Consider the following 17,595-nt stretch of genomic DNA (forward strand, 5'->3'; position numbering starts at 1 on the left):
CCGCCGGCTCACGGCCACCACGGCCGCCACGGCCACCACGGCCGGCAGCTCACAGCGCAGGGCGCGGGCCCGTCGATCACGTCGGTCACCGGCTCACCACCGGCTCACCACCGGCTCACTACCGGCTCACCGCCGCCATGGCCAGCGACTCACGGCGCCGGGCGCGCTCGCGTCGCCGCCGGCGTGGTCGGCGTGGTCGGCGCCCCCGGCGTGCCCGTGGCGGTCGGCGTCGCCCCGACCGCGGGGGTCGGCGCCTGCGTCCCGCCCGCGCCGCCGCCCGCGGTGGGAGTCGGCGTCACAGGCGGCGTCGACGTCGCGGGCGGGGTCGGGCTCGGCGCCCCGCCCGGCGTGGGAGCGGTGGTCGGCGGCGTCGGCGGGCCGCCGGGCTTCGGCTTCGGCCACACCGGCGCGACCTGGCGCGCGTACAGCAGCGAGCGGTAGACCGCCGTCGCCTTGGGGTTCTCCTGGCACTGCCACACGCCGTGCGGGCAGTAGTCGGTGATGGTCTGGTAGAGCGGCCGGTGCCGGGCGATCCACGCGAGCATCAAGCTCATGTAGTCCGGGTCGTCGCCGTTGCGGAACATCCCCCACTCGGGGTACGAGATCGCCTTGTGGTGCGCGGCGGCGAACTCCACCTGCGCCTGCAGCCCGAACGGCTCGGTCACCTGGTCGTAGAACGACTCGCCGGACGGCTGGTCGTAGGAGTCCATGCCGACGATGTCGACGCTCGCGTCGCCCGGGTAGCACGCCGTCCAGCCGATCGCGTCCTGGCCGCGGTTGGGCGCGAAGTCGAACCGGAAGTGCTGGCCCGGCACCGCGCGCATCGCGGCCACGATGCGGTTCCAGTACGTCTTCCAGTCCTGCGGGTCGGGCCCGCAGCGGTGGGTGTAGGTGGTGCCGTTCATCTCCCAGCCGAGCACGATCACGGTGTCCGGGACGCCGAGCCGGACCAGCCGCTGGGCGAGCCGGCTGAAGTGGGCGTCGAACGCGCCGCTCGCGCCCTGCCGGATCAGCGAGCGGACGACGCCGTCCGGCAGGTGGTCCTCGTTGCGCTCCTGCATGGGCACGTTGAGCACGAACAGCCGGTCGGGCGCGGCGCGCTTCCACTCGGCCCAGGGCCGCAGCAGGTCGCCGTCGCCCTCGATGGCGTCCCAGCTGTCGCCGGGCAGATAGGTGTGGCCGACCCGGATCTGGGTGCCGCCGAGCCAGGTCTGCAGCGCGGCGAGGCTGCGCACGCCCTCCTCGCCGGAGTCGGTGAAGGCGCCCAGCGGCGGCAGTTGCGCGCCGGGCAGCGCGCCCCACATGCCGCCGCCGGGCGGGCCCTGCGCGGCGGAACCGGTGGGCTTCGGCGTGGCCGGCGCCGTGGTCGCGCGGGGAGCCGCGGGCGCCGCGGAGGCCGCCGCGGTCCGGTGCGCGCCGCCGGGCGGCCCCTCGTCGCCGAGCGCGGTGACGCGCAGCCCGGTCACCAGCAGCGCGGCCGCCGCCGCGCCGACCCCCGCTTTGGCCGCCCAGTGGCGTCGCTCGGCCATGGTCACTCCTTCGTCGCCCGAAAAGCAGGCGCCGTGGACAACGCCTTCTGACGACCAGTCATAACGTACGAAGAATGAGGCCGCGCCATGGCGTACGCCGAATGGGGAGGACCGCCGCGACCAGTCAACCGCGAGAGGCGCGTGAAACCACACGCGCGCGATTTTCTGGTTGTTCGTCAATACCGGTGTCGGGCGCATTCGTACATCACTCGGGCGGATGAATTTACCGCCCGCCCGTACCGATGATCCGCCCGTTTCCGCGCCCCGGAGGCACGATGAGCGGGCGGTACGGACGGACGGTCGCGCGGGGCGCGGCGGACGCGAAGGACGTGAAGGTCACGGACGCGAACGGCGGGAGGAGCCGGTCATGGTGACGCGCAGAAGGGTGCTGAGGACCGGCCTGACCTCCGCGGCGGCGGTCGGCGGCACCGCGGCGGCGCTCCGCCCGATGCTCGCGGCGCGCGGCGGGGACGGCGCAGCGGCCGGCCGTGCGGCGGGCGGCTCGCCGGCCGGCGCGGCCTCCGGCGGCGCCGGGCAGGCCGACGACCTGCCGCTGTTCGACGAGGTCTACCGGGGCCGGCGCATCCAGGGCTTCCGCTCCTCCTCCCAGGCCAGGGTGGCGCTGTACGTCGACGGCAGGCCGCTGGAGGTGATGCGGCGGGTGGACGGCAGCTGGATCACCATGGCGAACCACTACCAGCCGTACCTGACCCCGCTGGCCACCGCGCGCGGCGCGGTCGACGTCATCGGCCGCGCCCAACTCGCCGGCGGCGCCGAGGCGATGCCCGGCATGGACGACGGGGACCACGCGGCGCCCCCGGCCGCCGCGGCCGAAGCCGCCGGTGCGGCCCGCGCCGCCGCCCGCACCGACGCGTCCGCCGCGCGCACCGACGCGTCCGCCGCGCGCCACGACCACTGACCAGCCGAGGGGTGCGTCCCTGTGTACACCCGTATGAACCAGCGCCACCTGACGAGCAGCCAGCGCTCCCGCTTCGTCGAGGCGGTGGTCGAGCTGAAGCGCGCCGGCAGGTACGAGAAGTACGTCAGGCTGCACGGCAAGTACTTCGCCGCGGACGGCGAGACCGGGCTGCGGATGGCGCACATGGCGCCGACGTTCTTCCCCTGGCACCGGCAGTTCCTGCTGGTCTTCGAGCGTGAGCTGCAGAGCCTCGACCCGACCGTGACCGTCCCGTACTGGGACTGGACGGTCGACCGGTCCCCCTCGTCCGCGCTGTGGGCCGACGACTTCATGGGCGGCAACGGACGCGACAGCGACGGTCAGGTGATGACCGGCCCGTTCGCGTACCGCACCGGCAACTGGCCGATCCGCTACGGGGTGACGAAGGAGAAGTACCTCACCAGGAACATGGGCAGGCCGGACCGGCCGATCGCGCTGCCGACCAGGGCCGAGCTGGACGGCGCGCTGTCGATCGCCACCTACGACACGGCGCCGTGGAACTCCGCGCCGGGCACCAAGGGCTTCCGCAACAAGTTCGAGGGCTGGACGGTCAGCGAGACCAAGGGCGGCTACCTGCACAACCGGGTGCACCAGTGGGTCGGCGGCCACATGACCGGCGGCACCTCGCCCAACGACCCGATCTTCTGGCTGCACCACGCCTTCTGCGACCTGCTGTGGGTGCGCTGGCAGCGCCGGCACCCGCACTCCGGCTACCTGCCGGCCGCGCCGCTGGGCGCCAAGGACCCCGAGCACGGGCGGGTGGTGAGCCTGCACGAGAAGATGCCGCCGTTCGGCGTGACGCCCGCGGAGGTGCTGGACCACCGGCGGTTCTACACGTACGAGGAGAGCTGACCGCACCCGGTGGGCGCGCGGGCCGGCGGGGTCCGCTCGCGCCGCCGGGCGTACGGCGACGGCCTCCCGGCGCGGGACTGGTGTCCGCGGGCCGGGAGGCCGTCGTCTGGGGGTGCACCTCACGGTGCGTACGACCTGGTGGGCCGGATTTACCAGCCGGTGTCGTCGCCGCCGCCGTGGATGGAGGCGTTGGTGCACTGGTTGCCGAACGCCGGGTTCAGCAGGCCGATCACGTCGATGGTGTTGCCGCACACGTTCACCGGAACGTGGACGGGCACCTGGACGAGGTTGCCGGACAGGACGCCCGGCGAACCGACCGCAGCACCCTGGGCGCCGGCGTCGGCCGCCGCCACACCAGCGCCGGCGGCCAGAGCGGCACCCGCGGCGGCGGTGACGGCCGCGGCCTTTGCGATACGCGACATCAAGATCTCCCTGAGACGAGAAGCAGCCGCAGCACCTGCGGCTTTTTGACGCCCTGCGCAACGCCGGGGGATCACGGATGGTCACGCCGGTTGAGCCGTTCCGGTGACGCCGGCGACCGCCCGTGCGGTTCCGTGGGTCAGCTCGCCGGGGCGGCCGGAGTGGCCGACGGGGCCGTGGCGGTGCCCGTCAGGCCGCCGAGCAGCGCGCTGAGGGTGTCGACCAGCCCGCTGACCACGCCGGTCGCCGCGCTGAGCAGGCTGCCCACAGTGTCGGTGAGCGACTTCACCAGGGCGTCGAGCGCGGTCTGGAGCTGGGTCAGCGCGTCGGTCGCGGCGTCCCGGGCGACCCGGGAGCCGGCCTTCTGCGCCTGCGCCTCGCGGGTGGACTTCACCGCGGCGCGCGCGGCGTCGGCCTCCTTGGCGAGCGTGTCCGCGGTGGCCTTGCCGGCCACCGCGTCCTCGACGAACACGGCGACGGGCGAGGCCACGTGGCCGACCCGGCCGAGCGTCCTGGCCTGGGCGATGATCGTGGTGGCGTCCGCGGGCGCCGCCACCGGCCGGGAGGTGCGCAGGTGGTGGGAGGGCGTGTCGGCGGACGCGGAGGACGCTGCCAGCACGCCGCCGGCGGCCCCGCCGACGAGCGCCAGGGAGACGACCACGCCGGTGATCCGGTGGGTACGCATGGGGCGGTTTCCCTTCGGGAGGTGAACAACGGTCTGGACCACCGTGAAAAGCGGAAAGTCGCACCGCAACCGCACCGGACCCAGTGCGCCTTCCGGCGTGGCGCCTTCGATCGGAAAGCGGCGGTCAATTCCGCTGCGCGTACGCCGTGTTCGGCCCCGCGCGCATCGTGACGGCACCTCATAGCGGCAATAGGCCGTCCGAGGAGGCCGGCCGGCGGAGAATTCCCCGAACGGGGGAATCCTGGGGTCATCGGTCGCCCGCTGAGGTGATATCCGCCGCGGCCCGGGCCAGGCGGCGGTTAGGGTCCCGCGCATGACCCAGACCAGCCAGACCCAGGCCGCGTCCGCGGCGCCGCTCCCCAGCCGGCTCGGCACCCTGGTGGTGATCCCCTGGGCCGGGGAGCACCAGGACGACGGCGCCGACATGCCGTTCCTGATGGCCTACACGCTCGGCGACGGCGTGGCGGGCCCCGAGGGCACACGGCAGGCGGTGCTGGAGGCCGCGGCGGAGATCGGGCTGCCGGTCGGCGGCGCGATCCTGGAGATCGGCACCCTGCCCAAGCCCCCGGTGAAGGTGCTCGTCGAGGGCGGCCAGGCGGTGCTCACCATGCCGTACCTGCACGTCAACTGCCCGGTGCCGCAGGAGTGGACGGCGGCGGCGCGGGCCCGCGGGTCGGTCTATCTGATCCTGGCCAGCTGCCCCTGGCCGCAGGCGGCGCCCGGCACCACGCTCACCGAGGAGGAGCTGCGGGCGTTCGCCGCCGACCCGGAGGTGCTCGGCTCGGCCGCGCACTGCCTGGTGCCGGTGTCGACGCTGAACGTGTAGGGCGCAGGGCGCGTAGGGCCGTCCTGGAGGTCGTCCGCGCCGGACGCACGGACATGACGACCGGACCTCCGGACGTGACGACCGGACGTCCGCCCACATGACGAGGGGCGCTCCCCCGGCGGGAGCGCCCCTCGTCGTCTTCGGTACGGCCGCCGCGTCGTGCGGCCGTACGTCCTGCGTGGTCGGTCGGTTCGGGCGGTGCCGGGTGACTCGCGCGGTGCCGGCGGTCCGGCTCAGCCGTTGACGAGCTGGTTGCCGGCGGCGACGGCGTCGGACCCGGCCTGGACGGCGTTCTTCACGGCGGCGACCTTCTGGCCGACACCGGTCTCCTGGGCGACGCCCTGGGCGACCGGCGCGGCCTGCTCGCCCACGGCGGTCGCGGTCAGCGCGGTGCTGGTGAGGGTGCCGCCCAGGTCGGCGGCCTGCGCGGCGCCGGCCGCAGCAGCGGTCGCGGAGGCGGCGAGCAGGAAGGAGCCGGCCGCGGTGGTGAGGATTCGGCGTGCGTTCATGGTCCTCCCAACGCCGCGGCCCCCCGCCAGGGCACGCTCCGCACGCCGTCCGTCACCCCGCGTCCACCGGATTCACCCGCTCAGGGGCGGTGCCGGGCCCGTACGGTCGGCACGCGGCGTACGGCTCGCACGCGCGTCCGTCGACGCGCGCGGCCGGGGTCACGCGCACCGCGCGTCCCGTCCGTGCTCCTGGGTCTCCTACGCCTCGGCGCGGCGACGCTTCGTTGCCCGGCCGTGACAGGCGGCGCACCGATCGGCGAAGTGCCGCGGGCACGCTCGTGTCCAGCCGGTCAGCGGCCGGCCGGTCAGCCGGCCGGGCAGCCCGCTCGTCCGTTCCGTCGCCTGTCCCTGAGGGGATCACCATGTCCGCAGCACCGCGCGGCCGCCGCCGCAGCACCGCCGCAGCCATCGCCGTGACCGCGGCCGTCACCACGAGCGCCGCGCTGCTGTTGTCGGCGTGCGGACCGGAGGACACCACCGACGCGACCGACGGCGCCTCGCCGACCGCGACCGGCCCGTCGACCACCGCGAGCGCCTCGACCGGAGGCGCGGGCAGCGGCAGCGGCAAGGGCGCCTCGGGATCCGGCGGCAGCCCCGCTCCGGTCAACGGCACCGCCCGGGGCGGTCTGACCATCAGCGACGGCACCCGCTACGTGGTGATGAACGGCACCCGCGTGGACTTCGGCACCGAGGTGCGCGACCTGGCCTGGTCGCGGGACGGCAGCAAGGCCGCGTTCGTCGACGGCGACGGGGACCTCGCGGTCAGCAACGCCGACGGCAGCGGCCGGGTGATCGCCGCCCGCAACCCCGGCGGCCAGACCTGGTCCCACCCCACCTGGCTGCTGCGCGCCGACGACCCGGCAAACGGCGAACCGGGCGCGGACCGGATCGTGTTCGCCGTCCGCGGCGGCGGCGCCTCGCGGCTGGTCTCCGTCGACGCCTCGGCGCGCGACGCGACGCCGCAGCCGCTGCCGCTGAACCACGCCTCGGGCGAGGACGTCCCCGACCTGCCGCAGACCGGCAACGTCTGGCCCAACGCGGGCGGCAGTCACGGCACGTCGGTATACGCGAACGAGGACACCGGCGACGTCTACATCCGCGACGACTACCTGCGGCAGCAGGGCTTCGACCTCGCCAAGGGGTCCGAGCCCGCGCTCGGCCCGGACCAGGGCGGCGACAACGGCGAGATCGTCTTCGTCCGCTCGGTCGGCGGCCACGACCACCTGTTCGTGGAGCACAGCGGCGACAACGGCCCGACCTACCGGGACATCACACCGAACGCGACCACCGACTACACCGAGCCGGCCTGGTCGCCGGAGGGCAGGACCATCGCCGCGCGCACCCCGCGGGGCGTCGTGACGCTGACCGCGGACGGCTCGCAGCCGCCGGTGCTCACCTCCGGCTACCACGGCCTGCCGGCCTACCGCCCGTCCTGAGCGGGCCTCATGTCGGCCGTACGACCGGCGAGTTCGGCGCGCAGCTCGTCCAGGTGCGCGTCGGACTCGGCGTGCGGCGAGAACTCCACCACGTCGAGGAAGCGGAACAGCACCCGCGTCGCGGTGATCGCGAACTCGTAGTCGGCGAAGCCCACCACGGCCCCCGAGGCGCCGCGCGCCGCGCCCCGCACGACGTGCTCGGTCATGGCGTCCGGGGTCCGCGCGTCCAGTCCCCTGCGGGCGCCCGGCCGGGCGAGATACGGGCAGACCATCGAGGCGTAGAGCATGCAGGCGCGGTGGCCCGGGCCTTCGAGGGTGGGCGCGAGATTGCGGTACGGCCGGCCGGCCGCCAGCGCCTCGGCGATCGCGGCGCTCTCCGACGCACCGACCACCCGCCACACCGGGCCGCGCGGCATCAGCTCCCCGCACACCGAACAGCGGCGCCCGCGGGCGCAGTCGGCACTGCGCTCGTAGTCGGTCAGGGCGAACTGCGGGGTGTCGCCGTCCCACGGCGTGATCGCGGGGACGGGGTAGCCGCGGGCGTCGCGCGGGCGCGCGCCGACGGACGGCGGCACCGGGACGGCGTCAAACCGCACGGTCACCCCGCTCGCCCGCGGCGCGCTGGGCGTCGGGGGCATCGGGGGAGCGCTCCGCGTCGCGGGAACGCGCGGCCTCGCGGGAGCGCTGGGCATCACGGGAACGCCCGGCGTCACGGGAACGCTCCGCGTCGCGGGAACGCGCGGCGTCGCCGCCGCGCCTGCCGCGGCCGGTCAGGCGGGCGACGAGGCCGCGCCTGCGTCCGGGGGCCGCCGCGGGCGCGCCCTCGCCCGCCGCCCGCGCACCGGCCCCCGCCGCCTCCGCCGCCTCCGCGGCTCCCCCGGCTCCCGCTCGCGCCTCCGCCTGTTCGCGCAGCCGCCGCTCGCGTGCCTCGCGCCACTGCGCGACCGTGCGCTCCACGTCGAAGGGCCCGCGGTTCAGCGGCGGGCCCTCCGGCGGCCGGCGGATCGCGGCCTCGATCTTCTCGTTGATCACGTCGAGGATCCGCCGCACCTGACGCTCCGAGACCGCTTCGGCGATCGCGGCCTCCGCGTCCTCGGCCTCCTTGCGCAGCGCCAGCGACGGCGGCAGGAAGGACAGCCCCTCGCGGCGCATCTTGTCCTTGACCCACCACATCTCGTCGTACGAGGAGCCGGCCGAGCCCAGCGGCTTGCCCTTGCCGGTGAGCCCGTCGAACGCGCCGCTCTCCTGCGCCTCGCGGATCTGCCGGTCGGCCCAGGTCTCCCAGGAGACCCCGGGCGGCTTGCGTTCGCTCATGTCTCACTCCTCGGCTGCGGGGCCGGCCCGCTGTCGAGCCTACGCGGTCGGCCCCGCCGGGCGGAGGGCCCCGGCCCTGCGCGGCCCGGCAGGCTCGGCGGGATGCGCCCCGCCGCCCCCGTCCGCCCCTGTCCGCCCCCGTCCGGCCCCGTCCGGCCCCGCGCGCCACCTGCGTCACCCCTGTTGCCGCGGCCATCCGAGTGGACATCCGACATCAGGATTGCCGCTTGGTACGACTATGTAACTTTTGCCACGTTCGCATCCGAGCGCCACTGCTGCGCCCGCACAAGCAGGGCCGGTAGGCTTTCCGTGTGATCTTCAAGCGCATCGGAAACGGGCGGCCGTACCCGGACCACGGCCGGGTCAGCACGCGCGAGTGGGCGGACGTCGCCCCACGTCCCGTGCGGCTGGACCAGTTGGTGACCACCAAGGGCCAGCTCGACCTGGAGACACTCCTGGCGGAGGACTCGACGTTCTACGGCGACCTCTTCGCGCACGTCGTGAAGTGGCAGGGCGACCTCTATCTGGAGGACGGCCTGCACCGGGCCGTACGCGCCGCGCTCCAGCAGCGTCAAGTGCTGCACGCCCGGGTCCTGGAGATGGACTGACAATCCGCTTACGCTGCGCTCATGAGCATGCTCACCCCCTCCGGTATGGGCGGGAAGTACAAGGTCACCGGGACTGCCTACCCGCGGATGCGCCGGCCCAGGCGACGCGGCCGGATCGTCGCCGCCGTGGTCGCGTCGGTCGTCGTCCTGGGCCTGTTCGGGTGGGGGGCCGTGCAGCTGTTCCATGTCTTCAGAGGCGACGACGGCGACAACCAGGCGAGCGGCTCGCCGCAGAACACGCCCTCGTGCGCGCCGGTGACCCCGGCGACGCCCGGGAAGCCGATGGCGCTGCCGCAGCCCGCCGGTGTCACGGTGAGCGTGCTCAACGCGACCGCGCGCGGCGGCCTGGCCAAGTCCACCGCCGACGAGCTGGCCAAGCGCGGCTTCAAGGTGGCGCGGTTCGGCAACGCGGAGCCGCCCTACGACAAGAAGGTCACGCAGTCCGCGCTGATCGTGGCGGGTCCGGCGGGCGAGGCGGCGGCGCGTGAGGCCGGTACGCAGGTCGTCGGCTCGGCGGTGAAGATCGACCCGGCCCGCAAGGGCAAGGGGGTCGACCTGCTCATCGGCAACGGCTTCTCGGCGCTGGCCTCGCCCGCGGACGTGGCGAAGGCGCGGGTCGTGGCGGCGAACCCGCCGCCGCCGAAGCCGAGCTGCCGCCCGGTGTCGCCGTCGGCGACCGGACCGGCGCGGAAGTCCTAGCCCACCGCGCCCAACTGCCGGCCCGCGCGCCGTACCGCGGCGGGTCCGCGCCGTCACCGGCGTCCGGACGAGCTAACCCACCGCGCCGTAGAGGCGGTCGCCGGCGTCGCCGAGGCCGGGGACGATGAAGCCCTGCTCGTTGAGCCGCTCGTCGACCGCCGCGGTGACCACGGTGACCGGGCGGCCAACCAGTTCGCGTTCCATCACCTCGACGCCCTCGGGCGCCGCCAGCAGGCACAGCGCGGTCACGTCGTCGGCGCCGCGCTCGATCAGCAGCCGGATCGCCGCGACCAGGGTGCCGCCGGTCGCGAGCATCGGGTCCACCACGTAGACCTGGCGGCCGGAGAGGTCCTCGGGCATCCGGGTCGCGTAGGTCCTGGCCTCCAGCGTCTCCTCGTCCCGGACCATGCCGAGGAAGCCGACCTCGGCGGTCGGCAGCAAGCGCATCATGCCGTCGAGCATGCCGAGGCCGGCGCGCAGGATCGGCACGACCATCGGGCGCGGGTGCGAGAGCCGCACGCCCGTGGTGGGGGCGACGGGGGTGCGGATGTCGACCTGCTCGGTGCGGACGTCCCGCGTGGCCTCGTAGGCGAGCAGGGTGACCAGCTCGTCGGCCAGCCGCCGGAAGGTGGGCGAGTCGGTGCGCGCGTCGCGCAGGGTGGTGAGCTTGTGCGCGACCAGGGGGTGGTCGACAACGTGGAGACGCATGCGACGACTGTAACCGCACACTCGGGCGACCCGCGGCGGCCCTGCCACCCGCATCTTCTGCCGCCGCGGTGGGGTAAACCCCTCGTTCGGGGGAAACAGAGCACATACGCCCGGTGTCTCTCCCGGGTGAACCGAGGCGCTGGACGGTGAGCGCGGATGCCTGAGATGCGGGACGGTGCCGGCGACGGCGGCGACGGTGAACGCGACGTGGAGCGCCGCAGGAAGCGCGCGGTGTTCCTGCGGGAGCTGAACGAGGCCCGGGAGCTGCGCGACCGCGTCCAGCCGCGACGCGCGCGGGCGAACCGGATGCGGCAGCAGATGCGGATGCGCACGTTCCGCTGGTGAAGGACCGCGCCGGGCGCCCCAGGAGGGCCCCGGCGCCCCGCCAAGCTCGTGGATTTACCGTCACGTGACGAAGAACTGGCACGTCGCGGTGGCGAAGACCTCTCGCAAAGCCCGGGTTTCTGCCACGATGCCGATGGGTGGGACCATCGTGGAGGCATCAGAACATCATCGAGGCCTTCACGGAACGCGAACGGATCGCTTGCGGCCCCGCCCGGTCCGGACGGCCTGAGACCTGTGGGAGAGTCACGGTGTACTTCGCCGCACTGCTCGCGCGCACCGAGGACGGTTGGCAAGCGAGCGAACCCGATCTCGACGATGTGGAAACCCTCGCCGACCTGAGTGACCTGGCCCGCGCGGCCGGCGACGAGGATGAGACGGTCCTGGTCTTCATCGAGCAGGAGGACGCCTGGTTCGGCGTCATCCGGGTCGACGGTGAAGAGGACCCCAGGATCTACGTGTCCGACGCGGCGGCGGCCGCCCGCAGTTCGTACGGGGAGATCCTGCTCACCGACGAGGTGCTGGGCCGCGACCCGGAGGACCTCGACGACCTGGTCGACCTCGACGGAACCGAGGACGGCGAGGTCGACGACGACGAGGACGAGGGGGTGGCCGGCCCGTCCGAGGACCATGTGCCGGTGGGCCCGCTCGGCGACACCGACCTGCTGGCCGATCTCGGCATGAGCACCGCGGACCTGCTGGCGCTCAGCGGCGACGGCGCGCTCACCGGCGAGGCGCTCGGCGAGATCGCCGACGCGATCGGCGCGGCCGATGTCCTGGAGGCCGTGCGCTGACGGTCCCTCCACCTCCTCCCGTCCCCCCATCCGTTCCCTCGGGCGGCGCCCCGGGGGACCCCGTCCGCGATCCGTGGGCGCCCGCGATGCGGCTCGCGCTCGCGGTGGCCGAGCGCGCCCCGCTCACCGGCGACGTGCCGGTGGGCGCGGTCGTGCTGGGCCCGGACGGCTCGATCCTGGCGCGGGCGTGCAACGAGCGCGAGGCGACGGGCGATCCGACGGCCCACGCCGAGGTCCTCGCGATCCGCAGGGCCGCGGCGGCCTACGCGGCGGCGCGGGAGGCGACCGCGGCGGCGGGCCCCGGCGCGCCCGCGAACACCGCGTCCTCGGAACCCGGCGCGCCCGTGAACACCGCGTCCTCGGGCGGCACCCCCGCGGCCGAGTGGCGGCTGACCGGCTGCACGCTGATCGTCACGCTGGAGCCGTGCACGATGTGCGCGGGCGCGATCGTGCTGTCCCGCCTGGACCGCGTGGTCTACGGCGCGCGCGACGCCAAGGCCGGCGCGGCGGGCTCCCTGTGGGACGTGGTCCGCGACCGCCGCCTCAACCACCGCCCCGAAGTGATCCCCGACGTCCTCCCCGCCGAGTCCGCCGCCCTCCTCACCGCCTTCTTCCGCGGAACCGATTTCTGAGCACACCCCCCGGTGGGCTAAGCTCTCCCTCGGTAGCGTGTCCGAGCGGCCTAAGGAGCACGCCTCGAAAGCGTGTGAGGGGGCAACTCCTCCGTGGGTTCAAATCCCACCGCTACCGCTCTCAGCTCCACGCACGCGGGCCCCGACCGGTCACCGGTCGGGGCCCGCGTCGCGTCTGGTCCCCGACGCCGTGCACCGCTTGGGCCACGGCGAGCAGCGTGGCGATCGGATCGCCGCCGAGGGGGTAGACGCCGACGTGGTCGGCGCCGGCGTCCCGGTGGGCGAGCAGCCCTCGCGCGACGGCGGCCGGGTCGCCGTGGGCGACGAGCCCGTCGATGAGGCGGTCGCTCCCCGCGTCGGCGAGATCGTCGTCGGTGAAGCCGAGCCGCCGGAGGTTGTTCGCGTAGTTGGCGACGCCCAGCGCCGTCCCGGGCGGGGCGGACCGCGCGATCGCGCGAGCCCGCTCGGCGTCCGGCTGGGGAAGCGCGAAGTGGCCGGGCAGCAGCAGTTTCCCCGCGCCCAGGACGGAGCGTGCGCGACGCGTGTGCTCCTGGGTCACCATGCACGGGACGGCGCCGGCGGTGCGGTCGCGGGCCAGGCGCAGCATCCTGGGCCCGAGCGCGGCCACCACCGTCCGGTCGGCCGGCACGCCCTTGGCGGCGAGCCGGTCCACGTACGACGCCAGCGTGTCGTACGGCGAGGCGTACTCGCGGTGGACCTCGCGGTGCCCGATGCCGACACCGAGCAGGAACCGGCCGGGGTGGCGGGCCTCGATGCGGCGGTAGGAGGCCGCGACGGCGTCCGGGTCGGCGGTCCAGACGTTCACCACGCTGGTGCCGACGGCCAGCCCGGTGGTGGCGTCGAGGAGTTCCTCCGCGAGGGTGAGGTCGGCCGGCGGCGAGGCGTCGAGCCAGAGGGTGCCGTAGCCGGCTCGTTCGACGTCCGCCGCGGCTGCCGGGGTCACTTGGTGTGCGCGCAGATGGGCGCCGAGGAGGCCGAGATCGATGGTCATGTCCCGACTTCAGCACGCCGGCCCGCGGCGAACCAGGACCAGGGCTGACGCGCAGCGATAACCTGGCGGCATCGTCGCGGGGAGGGCCGGTGGAGCTGCGGGCGTTGCGGTACTTCGTCACGGTCGCCGACGAGCTGCACTTCGGACGGGCCGCCGACCGGCTGCACATCGCGCAGCCCGCGGTCAGCCGGCAGGTCGCGCGGCTGGAGCGGGAGCTGGGGGTCCGCCTGTTCGACCGTTCGCCGCGGCGGGTGCGGCTCACCGAGGCCGGGCACCGGGTGCTCGACGCGGCGCGGGAGGCGCTGGCGGCCGCCGACCGGGTCCGGGTCGCGGCGAGCCCGCGCGCGGGGGTGATGCGCATCGGCACCGGCACCGGCCAGTTCACCGCCCGCCTGGAGCGGGGGATCGACGCGTTGCGGGAACAGGCCCCGGCGTTCGACGTGGTGCTCGTCGACCTGCCGCTGCCCGCGCGTCTGAACGCCCTGCGGCAGGGGGAGACGGACCTGGCGCTGGTGCGGGGCGTGCGTGCGGCGCCCGGGCTGCGGGTCCTGCCGACGTGGACGGAGTCCCTGTTCGCGGTCGTGTCCGCGCGGCACCGCGCCGCCGGTCGTACGGCCGTCGGCGTGGCCGAGCTGGCCGGCGGACCCTTCCGCGCCTCCCAGGACCACGACCCGTCGGTGCTGGCCGCGCTGCGGGAGGCGGCGGCGCCGGTGCGGCCGGGCCGCCGCGCGGGCACGCTGGGGGACACGATCGTCGAGATCGGCTCCGATCCGCGCAGTTGGACGGTGCTGCCGGCCGATCAGGTGGCCGAGCTGCGCTCCACCCGGGTCCGCGCGATCCCCCTCGAACCTCCGGCGACGATCACCGGCAGCGTCGTCGTCCCGAACGACCTCCCCTCCCCGTGCGCCGCGGCCCACCAGGCAGCCTTCGGCGACTGACGCCGTCTCACGTCCGATCGCCCGGCCGACCTCCCGCACCCGCACGCGCACCCGCCCCGGCCGCGTCCGCCCTGGCCGCACCCGCCCCTGCCCGCGCTCGCAGGGACGCCCACGGCCGCCGCCGCTCAGAGCGCGAGGATCAGGTCGCGGACCGCGGCTGGGCGGGAGAGGAAGGGGTGGTGGCCGGTGGGGAGGGTGGTGGTGTGGGTGGCGCGGGCGGCGTAGGCGTGTTGCCGGGAGGCGGGGGTGCCTCGGTCGTCGGCGCAGACGAGGTAGGTGGAGGGGATGTCGTGCCAGGCCGCGGCCTGGACGGGGTGGGTGAGGACGGACAGGCTCTGCGCCGCGGTCCGGGTCGCGGCCTCGCGGCGGATCCGGGCGTCGCAGTCCTGGAGGAAGGTGTCGGGGAGGGCCTCGGGCCGCACGGTGAAGGTGCCGGCCCGCGGGTCGACGTCGAGGAAGGGCGCCGGTCCCTCGCCGCCGAAGGTGGACAGGCTCTCGCCCGGCTCCGGCAGGTAGCTGGAGACGAGCAGCAGGTGGCGTACGGCCTCGACGCCCGCCGCCGCCTCCGCGGTCACGATCCCGCCGTAGCTGTGGGCCACCACGACCGTCGGCTCGTCGCCGTCGGTCAGCACGCGCCGGACCGCCGCCACGTCCTCCGCCGGCCCCGGCCCCGCGGCGTCCACCGCCACGCCCGGCGCGGTCCCCTCGCCGCAGCTCGGCAGCCCCGGCGCCACGCTCGCCACCCCCCGCTCGGCCAGCAGCTCCGCGGTCCGGTGCCACCACCACGCCCCGTCCCGTACGCACGCCCCGTGCACGAACACGACCCTCATCGCGACCTCCCGGTCCGCCGTCCTGCCTGTCGCAGTCGCCTGCCTCCCGATCAACGGTAGACGTATCGTCGATTACGCGAAAAACTGAGGCGGTGGGCAGACATCCGCAACCGCAGATCCGGCAGCGTCTCCTCGCCGCCTGCACCGACCACGCGCTCGCGCACGGCCTCCCCGACCGGCTGGAGCCGCTGGCCGCCGCCGCGGGCACGTCGAGCCGGATGCTGATCTACCACTTCGGCTCCCGCGACCGGCTGCTCCGCGAGGTGCTCGGGCAGGCCAGGCAGCGCCAGCTCGAAGCGTTCACCGAGCTGCTCCGGCTGCGTCCCGACGAGCCCTACCCGCAGACGCTCGCCCGCGCCTGGTCCGCGATCTCCGGGCCGGAGGGCGAGCCGTACCTGCGGATGTTCAGCCGACTGCACGACAGCGCGGGCGAGCCGCTCTGGCCGGGCTTCCGGCGCGCCGCGACCACGGACTGGCTCGCGCCGCTGGAGGAGGGGATGGGCAGCCTCGGCCGCCCGGAGCTGGCGACGGTCGTGCTCGCCGTGATCCGCGGGCTGCTGATGGACCTCGACGCGACGGGCGACGCGGAGCGCACGGGCCGGGCGTTCCGGGCGTTCCTCACGACGGTCGAGGGCCCGGCCGCGGCGCAGGCGCACTCCGGCCGCGCCTGACGAGGGCGCGGTACACCCCGCCGACCCGGTACGTCACCGCGCCGCGCCCCAGCCCGCCGCCGCACTCCAGCCCCTCGTCCCGCCCCCGGCCCGGCACCGTAGCCCAGCCTCTCGCCCCAGCCCCGCGCCGCACTCCATGCCTCACGCCGGAGCCCCTGCCTCACGCCGGAGCCCCCTCCGCCACCACCGACAGCGCCACCTCCCGCTGCTCCTCGTGCTCCGCGAGCCGCGCGCCCAGCGCCGCCCGCACGTCCGCGTACGTGTCCGAGCCCAGCGGCAGGCGCAACGGCGTCGCCCCCGAGTCGACCAGCGCGATCATCGCGTCGGCGATCTTCCCCGGGTCGTTGGGCAGCGGGAACGACCCGTCCGCCAGCGCGCGCCGCACCTCGCCGGCCGGCGTGGCCTCGTACTCCGGCATGGCCGGCGCGGTGTCCAGCCCGGCGCCGAAGCCGGTCGGCGTCGCGCCCGGCTCCACGATCGTCAGCCCGATCCCGAGCGGCGCGACCTCGCGCGCGACCGTCTCGCAGAAGCCCTCGATGCCCCACTTCGAGGCGTGGTAGTAGCCGAAGTTCGGGTACGTGGCCTGGCCGCCGGCGGTCGAGACCTGGAGGATGCGGCCGCCGCCCTGCGCCCGCAGACGCGGCAGCGCGGCGCGGACGACGTCGATCGACCCGATCAGGTTGGTGTCGATCACCCGCCGGATCTGCTCGTCGGACGCCTCCTCGACGGACGCGAAGACGCCGTAGCCGGCGTTGTTGACGACCACGTCGATCCTGCCGAGCGCCGCGAACGCCGCGTCCACCACGCGGTGGACCTCGGCGGTGTCGGTGACGTCCAGCCGCGCGACCCACAGCCGCTCGCCGTACGCCTCGCGCAGGTCGTCCAGCGCCTCGGGCAGGCGCAGCGTCGCGGCGACGCGGTCGCCGCGGGCGAGCAGCCGCTCGGTCAGCAGGCGCCCGAAGCCGGACGACGTGCCCGTGATGAACCAGGTGGAGGTCATGGTGAGCCTCTCCTTCAGCTTCCTCGATGGTCGTGAGCGTTGTGTACGCATCCGGCACTGTTCGTTCCGGTGCTGTCTTCGACGCTATGAGTTCGAGTCGACTGGAGGTCAAGCGCGGCTCTCGGACGCGGCTGCCCGGCCGCACGGCGCCGCCGGGACCGGGGTCCGGCCGCGCGGTGCCGCGACCGCGGTCCGGCCGCGTGGCGCCGCGGCACCGTGGCGCCGTGGTGCCCCTCACCCGTCGACGAGCCGCTGGATCGTCGCGCCCAGCCATTCCCTCAGCTCGTCCGGGTCCCCCAGCTCCGCCCGCAGCACCCGGCGGCGCGTGGAGACGCCGAGCACGAACGCGTCGATCGCCGCGGCCCGGCCGCGCGCCTCGGCCGCGTCCAGGCCGCTGTCGCGCAGGTAACGGGTCAGCGGCTCCAGCGAGTTGGCGTCGAGGAAGCCGGCCAGCGCCTCCGCCGCCTGCGGGCGTTCGCCGGACGCGCGGTGCAGGACGAGCAGCGGGTCCTCGCCGGGCGCGCCGAACCAGCGCCGCACGATGCTGGCGGCCAGGCGCGCGCCCAGCTCGGAGCGGTCGCCGTCGAAGGAGTCGGCGACCGGGATCTCGACGCGGGTCGCCGCCAGGAAGAGGCCCTCCTTGCCGCCGAAGTAGCGGGTGATGAGGTTCGGCGAGACCCCGGCGGCGTCGGACACGCCCTTCACGGTGACCGCGGCGTACCCCCGCTCGGCGAAGTGGCCGCGCGCGTGCTCCAGGATGCGCCGCCTGGTCGCGGCGGCGTCACGGGACATCATGCGGACGAGGATATGTGTATGGCCGTACACATGCGAT

21 protein-coding genes, 1 tRNA gene and 1 pseudogene are annotated in these 17,595 nt (G+C 75.0%); 12 read left to right on the plus strand and 11 right to left on the minus strand.

Annotated features, from left to right (window positions below):
* Window positions 1-149 precede the first annotated feature (149 nt).
* Window positions 150-1,529: a glycoside hydrolase family 26 protein gene (locus VSR01_RS18820; protein ID WP_326450366.1), complete on the minus strand. Its 1,380-nt coding sequence runs from the start codon at window positions 1,527-1,529 to the stop codon at window positions 150-152.
* 367 nt (window positions 1,530-1,896) lie between these two features.
* Between VSR01_RS18820 and VSR01_RS18825 the strand changes: the two genes are divergently transcribed.
* Window positions 1,897-2,448 (plus strand): tyrosinase family oxidase copper chaperone, encoded by a 552-nt coding sequence (locus VSR01_RS18825; RefSeq protein WP_326450367.1) that lies wholly within the window; start codon window positions 1,897-1,899, stop codon window positions 2,446-2,448.
* 33 nt (window positions 2,449-2,481) lie between these two features.
* Window positions 2,482-3,339 (plus strand): tyrosinase family protein, encoded by an 858-nt coding sequence (locus tag VSR01_RS18830; RefSeq protein WP_326450368.1) that lies wholly within the window; start codon window positions 2,482-2,484, stop codon window positions 3,337-3,339.
* 149 nt (window positions 3,340-3,488) lie between these two features.
* Here VSR01_RS18830 and VSR01_RS18835 read toward each other — a convergent pair whose 3' ends face one another.
* Both VSR01_RS18835 and VSR01_RS18840 read right to left on the minus strand, forming a co-directional pair.
* Window positions 3,489-3,761, minus strand: coding sequence for a chaplin (locus VSR01_RS18835; protein WP_326450369.1), 273 nt, complete (start codon window positions 3,759-3,761; stop codon window positions 3,489-3,491).
* A 137-nt stretch (window positions 3,762-3,898) separates the two neighbouring features.
* The gene (locus tag VSR01_RS18840; RefSeq protein ID WP_326450370.1) at window positions 3,899-4,444 is read right to left on the minus strand and encodes a hypothetical protein; all 546 of its coding nucleotides are present in this window, start codon (window positions 4,442-4,444) and stop codon (window positions 3,899-3,901) included.
* Window positions 4,445-4,757: 313 nt separating this feature from the next.
* On the opposite strand from VSR01_RS18840, the gene VSR01_RS18845 reads away from it, so the two are divergent.
* Window positions 4,758-5,270: a DUF5949 family protein gene (locus tag VSR01_RS18845; protein ID WP_326450371.1), complete on the plus strand. Its 513-nt coding sequence runs from the start codon at window positions 4,758-4,760 to the stop codon at window positions 5,268-5,270.
* Between the two features lie 233 nt (window positions 5,271-5,503).
* Here the strand turns inward: VSR01_RS18845 and VSR01_RS18850 are convergent, their stop codons facing one another.
* The gene (locus tag VSR01_RS18850; RefSeq protein ID WP_326450372.1) at window positions 5,504-5,779 is read right to left on the minus strand and encodes a hypothetical protein; all 276 of its coding nucleotides are present in this window, start codon (window positions 5,777-5,779) and stop codon (window positions 5,504-5,506) included.
* Window positions 5,780-6,141: 362 nt separating this feature from the next.
* On the opposite strand from VSR01_RS18850, the gene VSR01_RS18855 reads away from it, so the two are divergent.
* Window positions 6,142-7,215 carry a hypothetical protein gene (locus VSR01_RS18855; RefSeq protein WP_326450373.1) on the plus strand — a complete coding sequence of 358 codons (1,074 nt, stop codon included), beginning with the start codon at window positions 6,142-6,144 and terminating at the stop codon, window positions 7,213-7,215.
* On the opposite strand, the gene VSR01_RS18860 is transcribed toward VSR01_RS18855, so the two are convergent.
* Window positions 7,200-7,811 (minus strand): hypothetical protein, encoded by a 612-nt coding sequence (locus tag VSR01_RS18860; RefSeq protein ID WP_326450374.1) that lies wholly within the window; start codon window positions 7,809-7,811, stop codon window positions 7,200-7,202. The genes VSR01_RS18855 and VSR01_RS18860 overlap by 16 nt on opposite strands.
* Before the next feature lie 325 nt (window positions 7,812-8,136).
* Window positions 8,137-8,529 (minus strand): annotated as a pseudogene (locus VSR01_RS18865) (J-domain-containing protein); the annotation flags it as partial.
* A 311-nt stretch (window positions 8,530-8,840) separates the two neighbouring features.
* Here VSR01_RS18865 and VSR01_RS18870 point away from each other — a divergent pair.
* Window positions 8,841-9,137, plus strand: a complete 297-nt coding sequence (locus tag VSR01_RS18870) for a type II toxin-antitoxin system VapB family antitoxin (protein ID WP_093712089.1) — start codon at window positions 8,841-8,843, stop codon at window positions 9,135-9,137.
* Window positions 9,138-9,158: 21 nt separating this feature from the next.
* Window positions 9,159-9,836: a LytR C-terminal domain-containing protein gene (locus VSR01_RS18875; protein ID WP_326450375.1), complete on the plus strand. Its 678-nt coding sequence runs from the start codon at window positions 9,159-9,161 to the stop codon at window positions 9,834-9,836.
* A gap of 72 nt (window positions 9,837-9,908) precedes the next feature.
* Here the strand turns inward: VSR01_RS18875 and upp are convergent, their stop codons facing one another.
* On the minus strand, window positions 9,909-10,544 hold the full coding sequence (upp, locus tag VSR01_RS18880; protein WP_326450376.1) for a uracil phosphoribosyltransferase: 636 nt from the start codon (window positions 10,542-10,544) through the stop codon (window positions 9,909-9,911).
* Between the two features lie 156 nt (window positions 10,545-10,700).
* On the opposite strand from upp, the gene VSR01_RS18885 reads away from it, so the two are divergent.
* The 4 genes from VSR01_RS18885 (at window position 10,701) to VSR01_RS18900 (ending at window position 12,430) form a co-directional block, all read left to right on the plus strand.
* Window positions 10,701-10,889, plus strand: coding sequence for a hypothetical protein (locus tag VSR01_RS18885; RefSeq protein ID WP_326450377.1), 189 nt, complete (start codon window positions 10,701-10,703; stop codon window positions 10,887-10,889).
* Between the two features lie 248 nt (window positions 10,890-11,137).
* Window positions 11,138-11,680 (plus strand): tRNA adenosine deaminase-associated protein, encoded by a 543-nt coding sequence (locus VSR01_RS18890; RefSeq protein WP_326450378.1) that lies wholly within the window; start codon window positions 11,138-11,140, stop codon window positions 11,678-11,680.
* 86 nt (window positions 11,681-11,766) lie between these two features.
* Window positions 11,767-12,312, plus strand: a complete 546-nt coding sequence (locus VSR01_RS18895; RefSeq protein ID WP_326450379.1) for a nucleoside deaminase — start codon at window positions 11,767-11,769, stop codon at window positions 12,310-12,312.
* A gap of 31 nt (window positions 12,313-12,343) precedes the next feature.
* Window positions 12,344-12,430: transfer RNA gene (locus tag VSR01_RS18900), tRNA-Ser, on the plus strand.
* 3 nt (window positions 12,431-12,433) lie between these two features.
* Here VSR01_RS18900 and VSR01_RS18905 read toward each other — a convergent pair.
* On the minus strand, window positions 12,434-13,324 hold the full coding sequence (locus tag VSR01_RS18905) for a TIGR03620 family F420-dependent LLM class oxidoreductase (RefSeq protein WP_326450380.1): 891 nt from the start codon (window positions 13,322-13,324) through the stop codon (window positions 12,434-12,436).
* 89 nt (window positions 13,325-13,413) lie between these two features.
* Between VSR01_RS18905 and VSR01_RS18910 the strand changes: the two genes are divergently transcribed.
* Entirely contained in the window at window positions 13,414-14,262 is an 849-nt protein-coding gene (locus VSR01_RS18910) for a LysR family transcriptional regulator (RefSeq protein ID WP_326450381.1), read from the plus strand.
* 125 nt (window positions 14,263-14,387) lie between these two features.
* Here the strand turns inward: VSR01_RS18910 and VSR01_RS18915 are convergent, their stop codons facing one another.
* Complete coding sequence (locus tag VSR01_RS18915) at window positions 14,388-15,092, minus strand: alpha/beta hydrolase (protein WP_326450382.1); 705 nt, start codon at window positions 15,090-15,092, stop codon at window positions 14,388-14,390.
* Between the two features lie 92 nt (window positions 15,093-15,184).
* Between VSR01_RS18915 and VSR01_RS18920 the strand changes: the two genes are divergently transcribed.
* The gene (locus tag VSR01_RS18920) at window positions 15,185-15,763 is read left to right on the plus strand and encodes a TetR/AcrR family transcriptional regulator (RefSeq protein ID WP_326450383.1); all 579 of its coding nucleotides are present in this window, start codon (window positions 15,185-15,187) and stop codon (window positions 15,761-15,763) included.
* Window positions 15,764-15,923: 160 nt separating this feature from the next.
* On the opposite strand, the gene VSR01_RS18925 is transcribed toward VSR01_RS18920, so the two are convergent.
* Both VSR01_RS18925 and VSR01_RS18930 read right to left on the minus strand, forming a co-directional pair.
* A complete protein-coding gene (locus VSR01_RS18925; RefSeq protein ID WP_326450384.1) occupies window positions 15,924-16,763 on the minus strand; it encodes an SDR family oxidoreductase in 840 nt (279 codons plus the stop codon).
* Between the two features lie 234 nt (window positions 16,764-16,997).
* Window positions 16,998-17,558: a TetR/AcrR family transcriptional regulator gene (locus VSR01_RS18930; protein ID WP_326450385.1), complete on the minus strand. Its 561-nt coding sequence runs from the start codon at window positions 17,556-17,558 to the stop codon at window positions 16,998-17,000.
* Window positions 17,559-17,595: the final 37 nt, after the last annotated feature.

The sequence above is a fragment of the Actinacidiphila sp. DG2A-62 genome (assembly GCF_035825295.1).
Lineage (GTDB): Bacteria > Actinomycetota > Actinomycetes > Streptomycetales > Streptomycetaceae > Actinacidiphila.

Excerpts from the sequence above, each read along its gene's own strand:
- VSR01_RS18925 (WP_326450384.1), bottom strand. The coding sequence starts at position 16,763 with ATGACCTCCACCTGGTTCATCACGGGCACGTCGTCCGGCTTCGGGCGC.
- VSR01_RS18840 (WP_326450370.1), bottom strand. The coding sequence starts at position 4,444 with ATGCGTACCCACCGGATCACCGGCGTGGTCGTCTCCCTGGCGCTCGTC.
- VSR01_RS18835 (WP_326450369.1), bottom strand. The coding sequence starts at position 3,761 with ATGTCGCGTATCGCAAAGGCCGCGGCCGTCACCGCCGCCGCGGGTGCC.
- VSR01_RS18895 (WP_326450379.1), top strand. The coding sequence starts at position 11,767 with ATGCGGCTCGCGCTCGCGGTGGCCGAGCGCGCCCCGCTCACCGGCGAC.
- VSR01_RS18825 (WP_326450367.1), top strand. The coding sequence starts at position 1,897 with ATGGTGACGCGCAGAAGGGTGCTGAGGACCGGCCTGACCTCCGCGGCG.
- upp (WP_326450376.1), bottom strand. The coding sequence starts at position 10,544 with ATGCGTCTCCACGTTGTCGACCACCCCCTGGTCGCGCACAAGCTCACC.
- VSR01_RS18930 (WP_326450385.1), bottom strand. The coding sequence starts at position 17,558 with ATGATGTCCCGTGACGCCGCCGCGACCAGGCGGCGCATCCTGGAGCAC.
- VSR01_RS18845 (WP_326450371.1), top strand. The coding sequence starts at position 4,758 with ATGACCCAGACCAGCCAGACCCAGGCCGCGTCCGCGGCGCCGCTCCCC.
- VSR01_RS18875 (WP_326450375.1), top strand. The coding sequence starts at position 9,159 with ATGAGCATGCTCACCCCCTCCGGTATGGGCGGGAAGTACAAGGTCACC.
- VSR01_RS18850 (WP_326450372.1), bottom strand. The coding sequence starts at position 5,779 with ATGAACGCACGCCGAATCCTCACCACCGCGGCCGGCTCCTTCCTGCTC.
- VSR01_RS18905 (WP_326450380.1), bottom strand. The coding sequence starts at position 13,324 with ATGACCATCGATCTCGGCCTCCTCGGCGCCCATCTGCGCGCACACCAA.
- VSR01_RS18855 (WP_326450373.1), top strand. The coding sequence starts at position 6,142 with ATGTCCGCAGCACCGCGCGGCCGCCGCCGCAGCACCGCCGCAGCCATC.
- VSR01_RS18830 (WP_326450368.1), top strand. The coding sequence starts at position 2,482 with ATGAACCAGCGCCACCTGACGAGCAGCCAGCGCTCCCGCTTCGTCGAG.
- VSR01_RS18885 (WP_326450377.1), top strand. The coding sequence starts at position 10,701 with ATGCCTGAGATGCGGGACGGTGCCGGCGACGGCGGCGACGGTGAACGC.
- VSR01_RS18820 (WP_326450366.1), bottom strand. The coding sequence starts at position 1,529 with ATGGCCGAGCGACGCCACTGGGCGGCCAAAGCGGGGGTCGGCGCGGCG.
- VSR01_RS18915 (WP_326450382.1), bottom strand. The coding sequence starts at position 15,092 with ATGAGGGTCGTGTTCGTGCACGGGGCGTGCGTACGGGACGGGGCGTGG.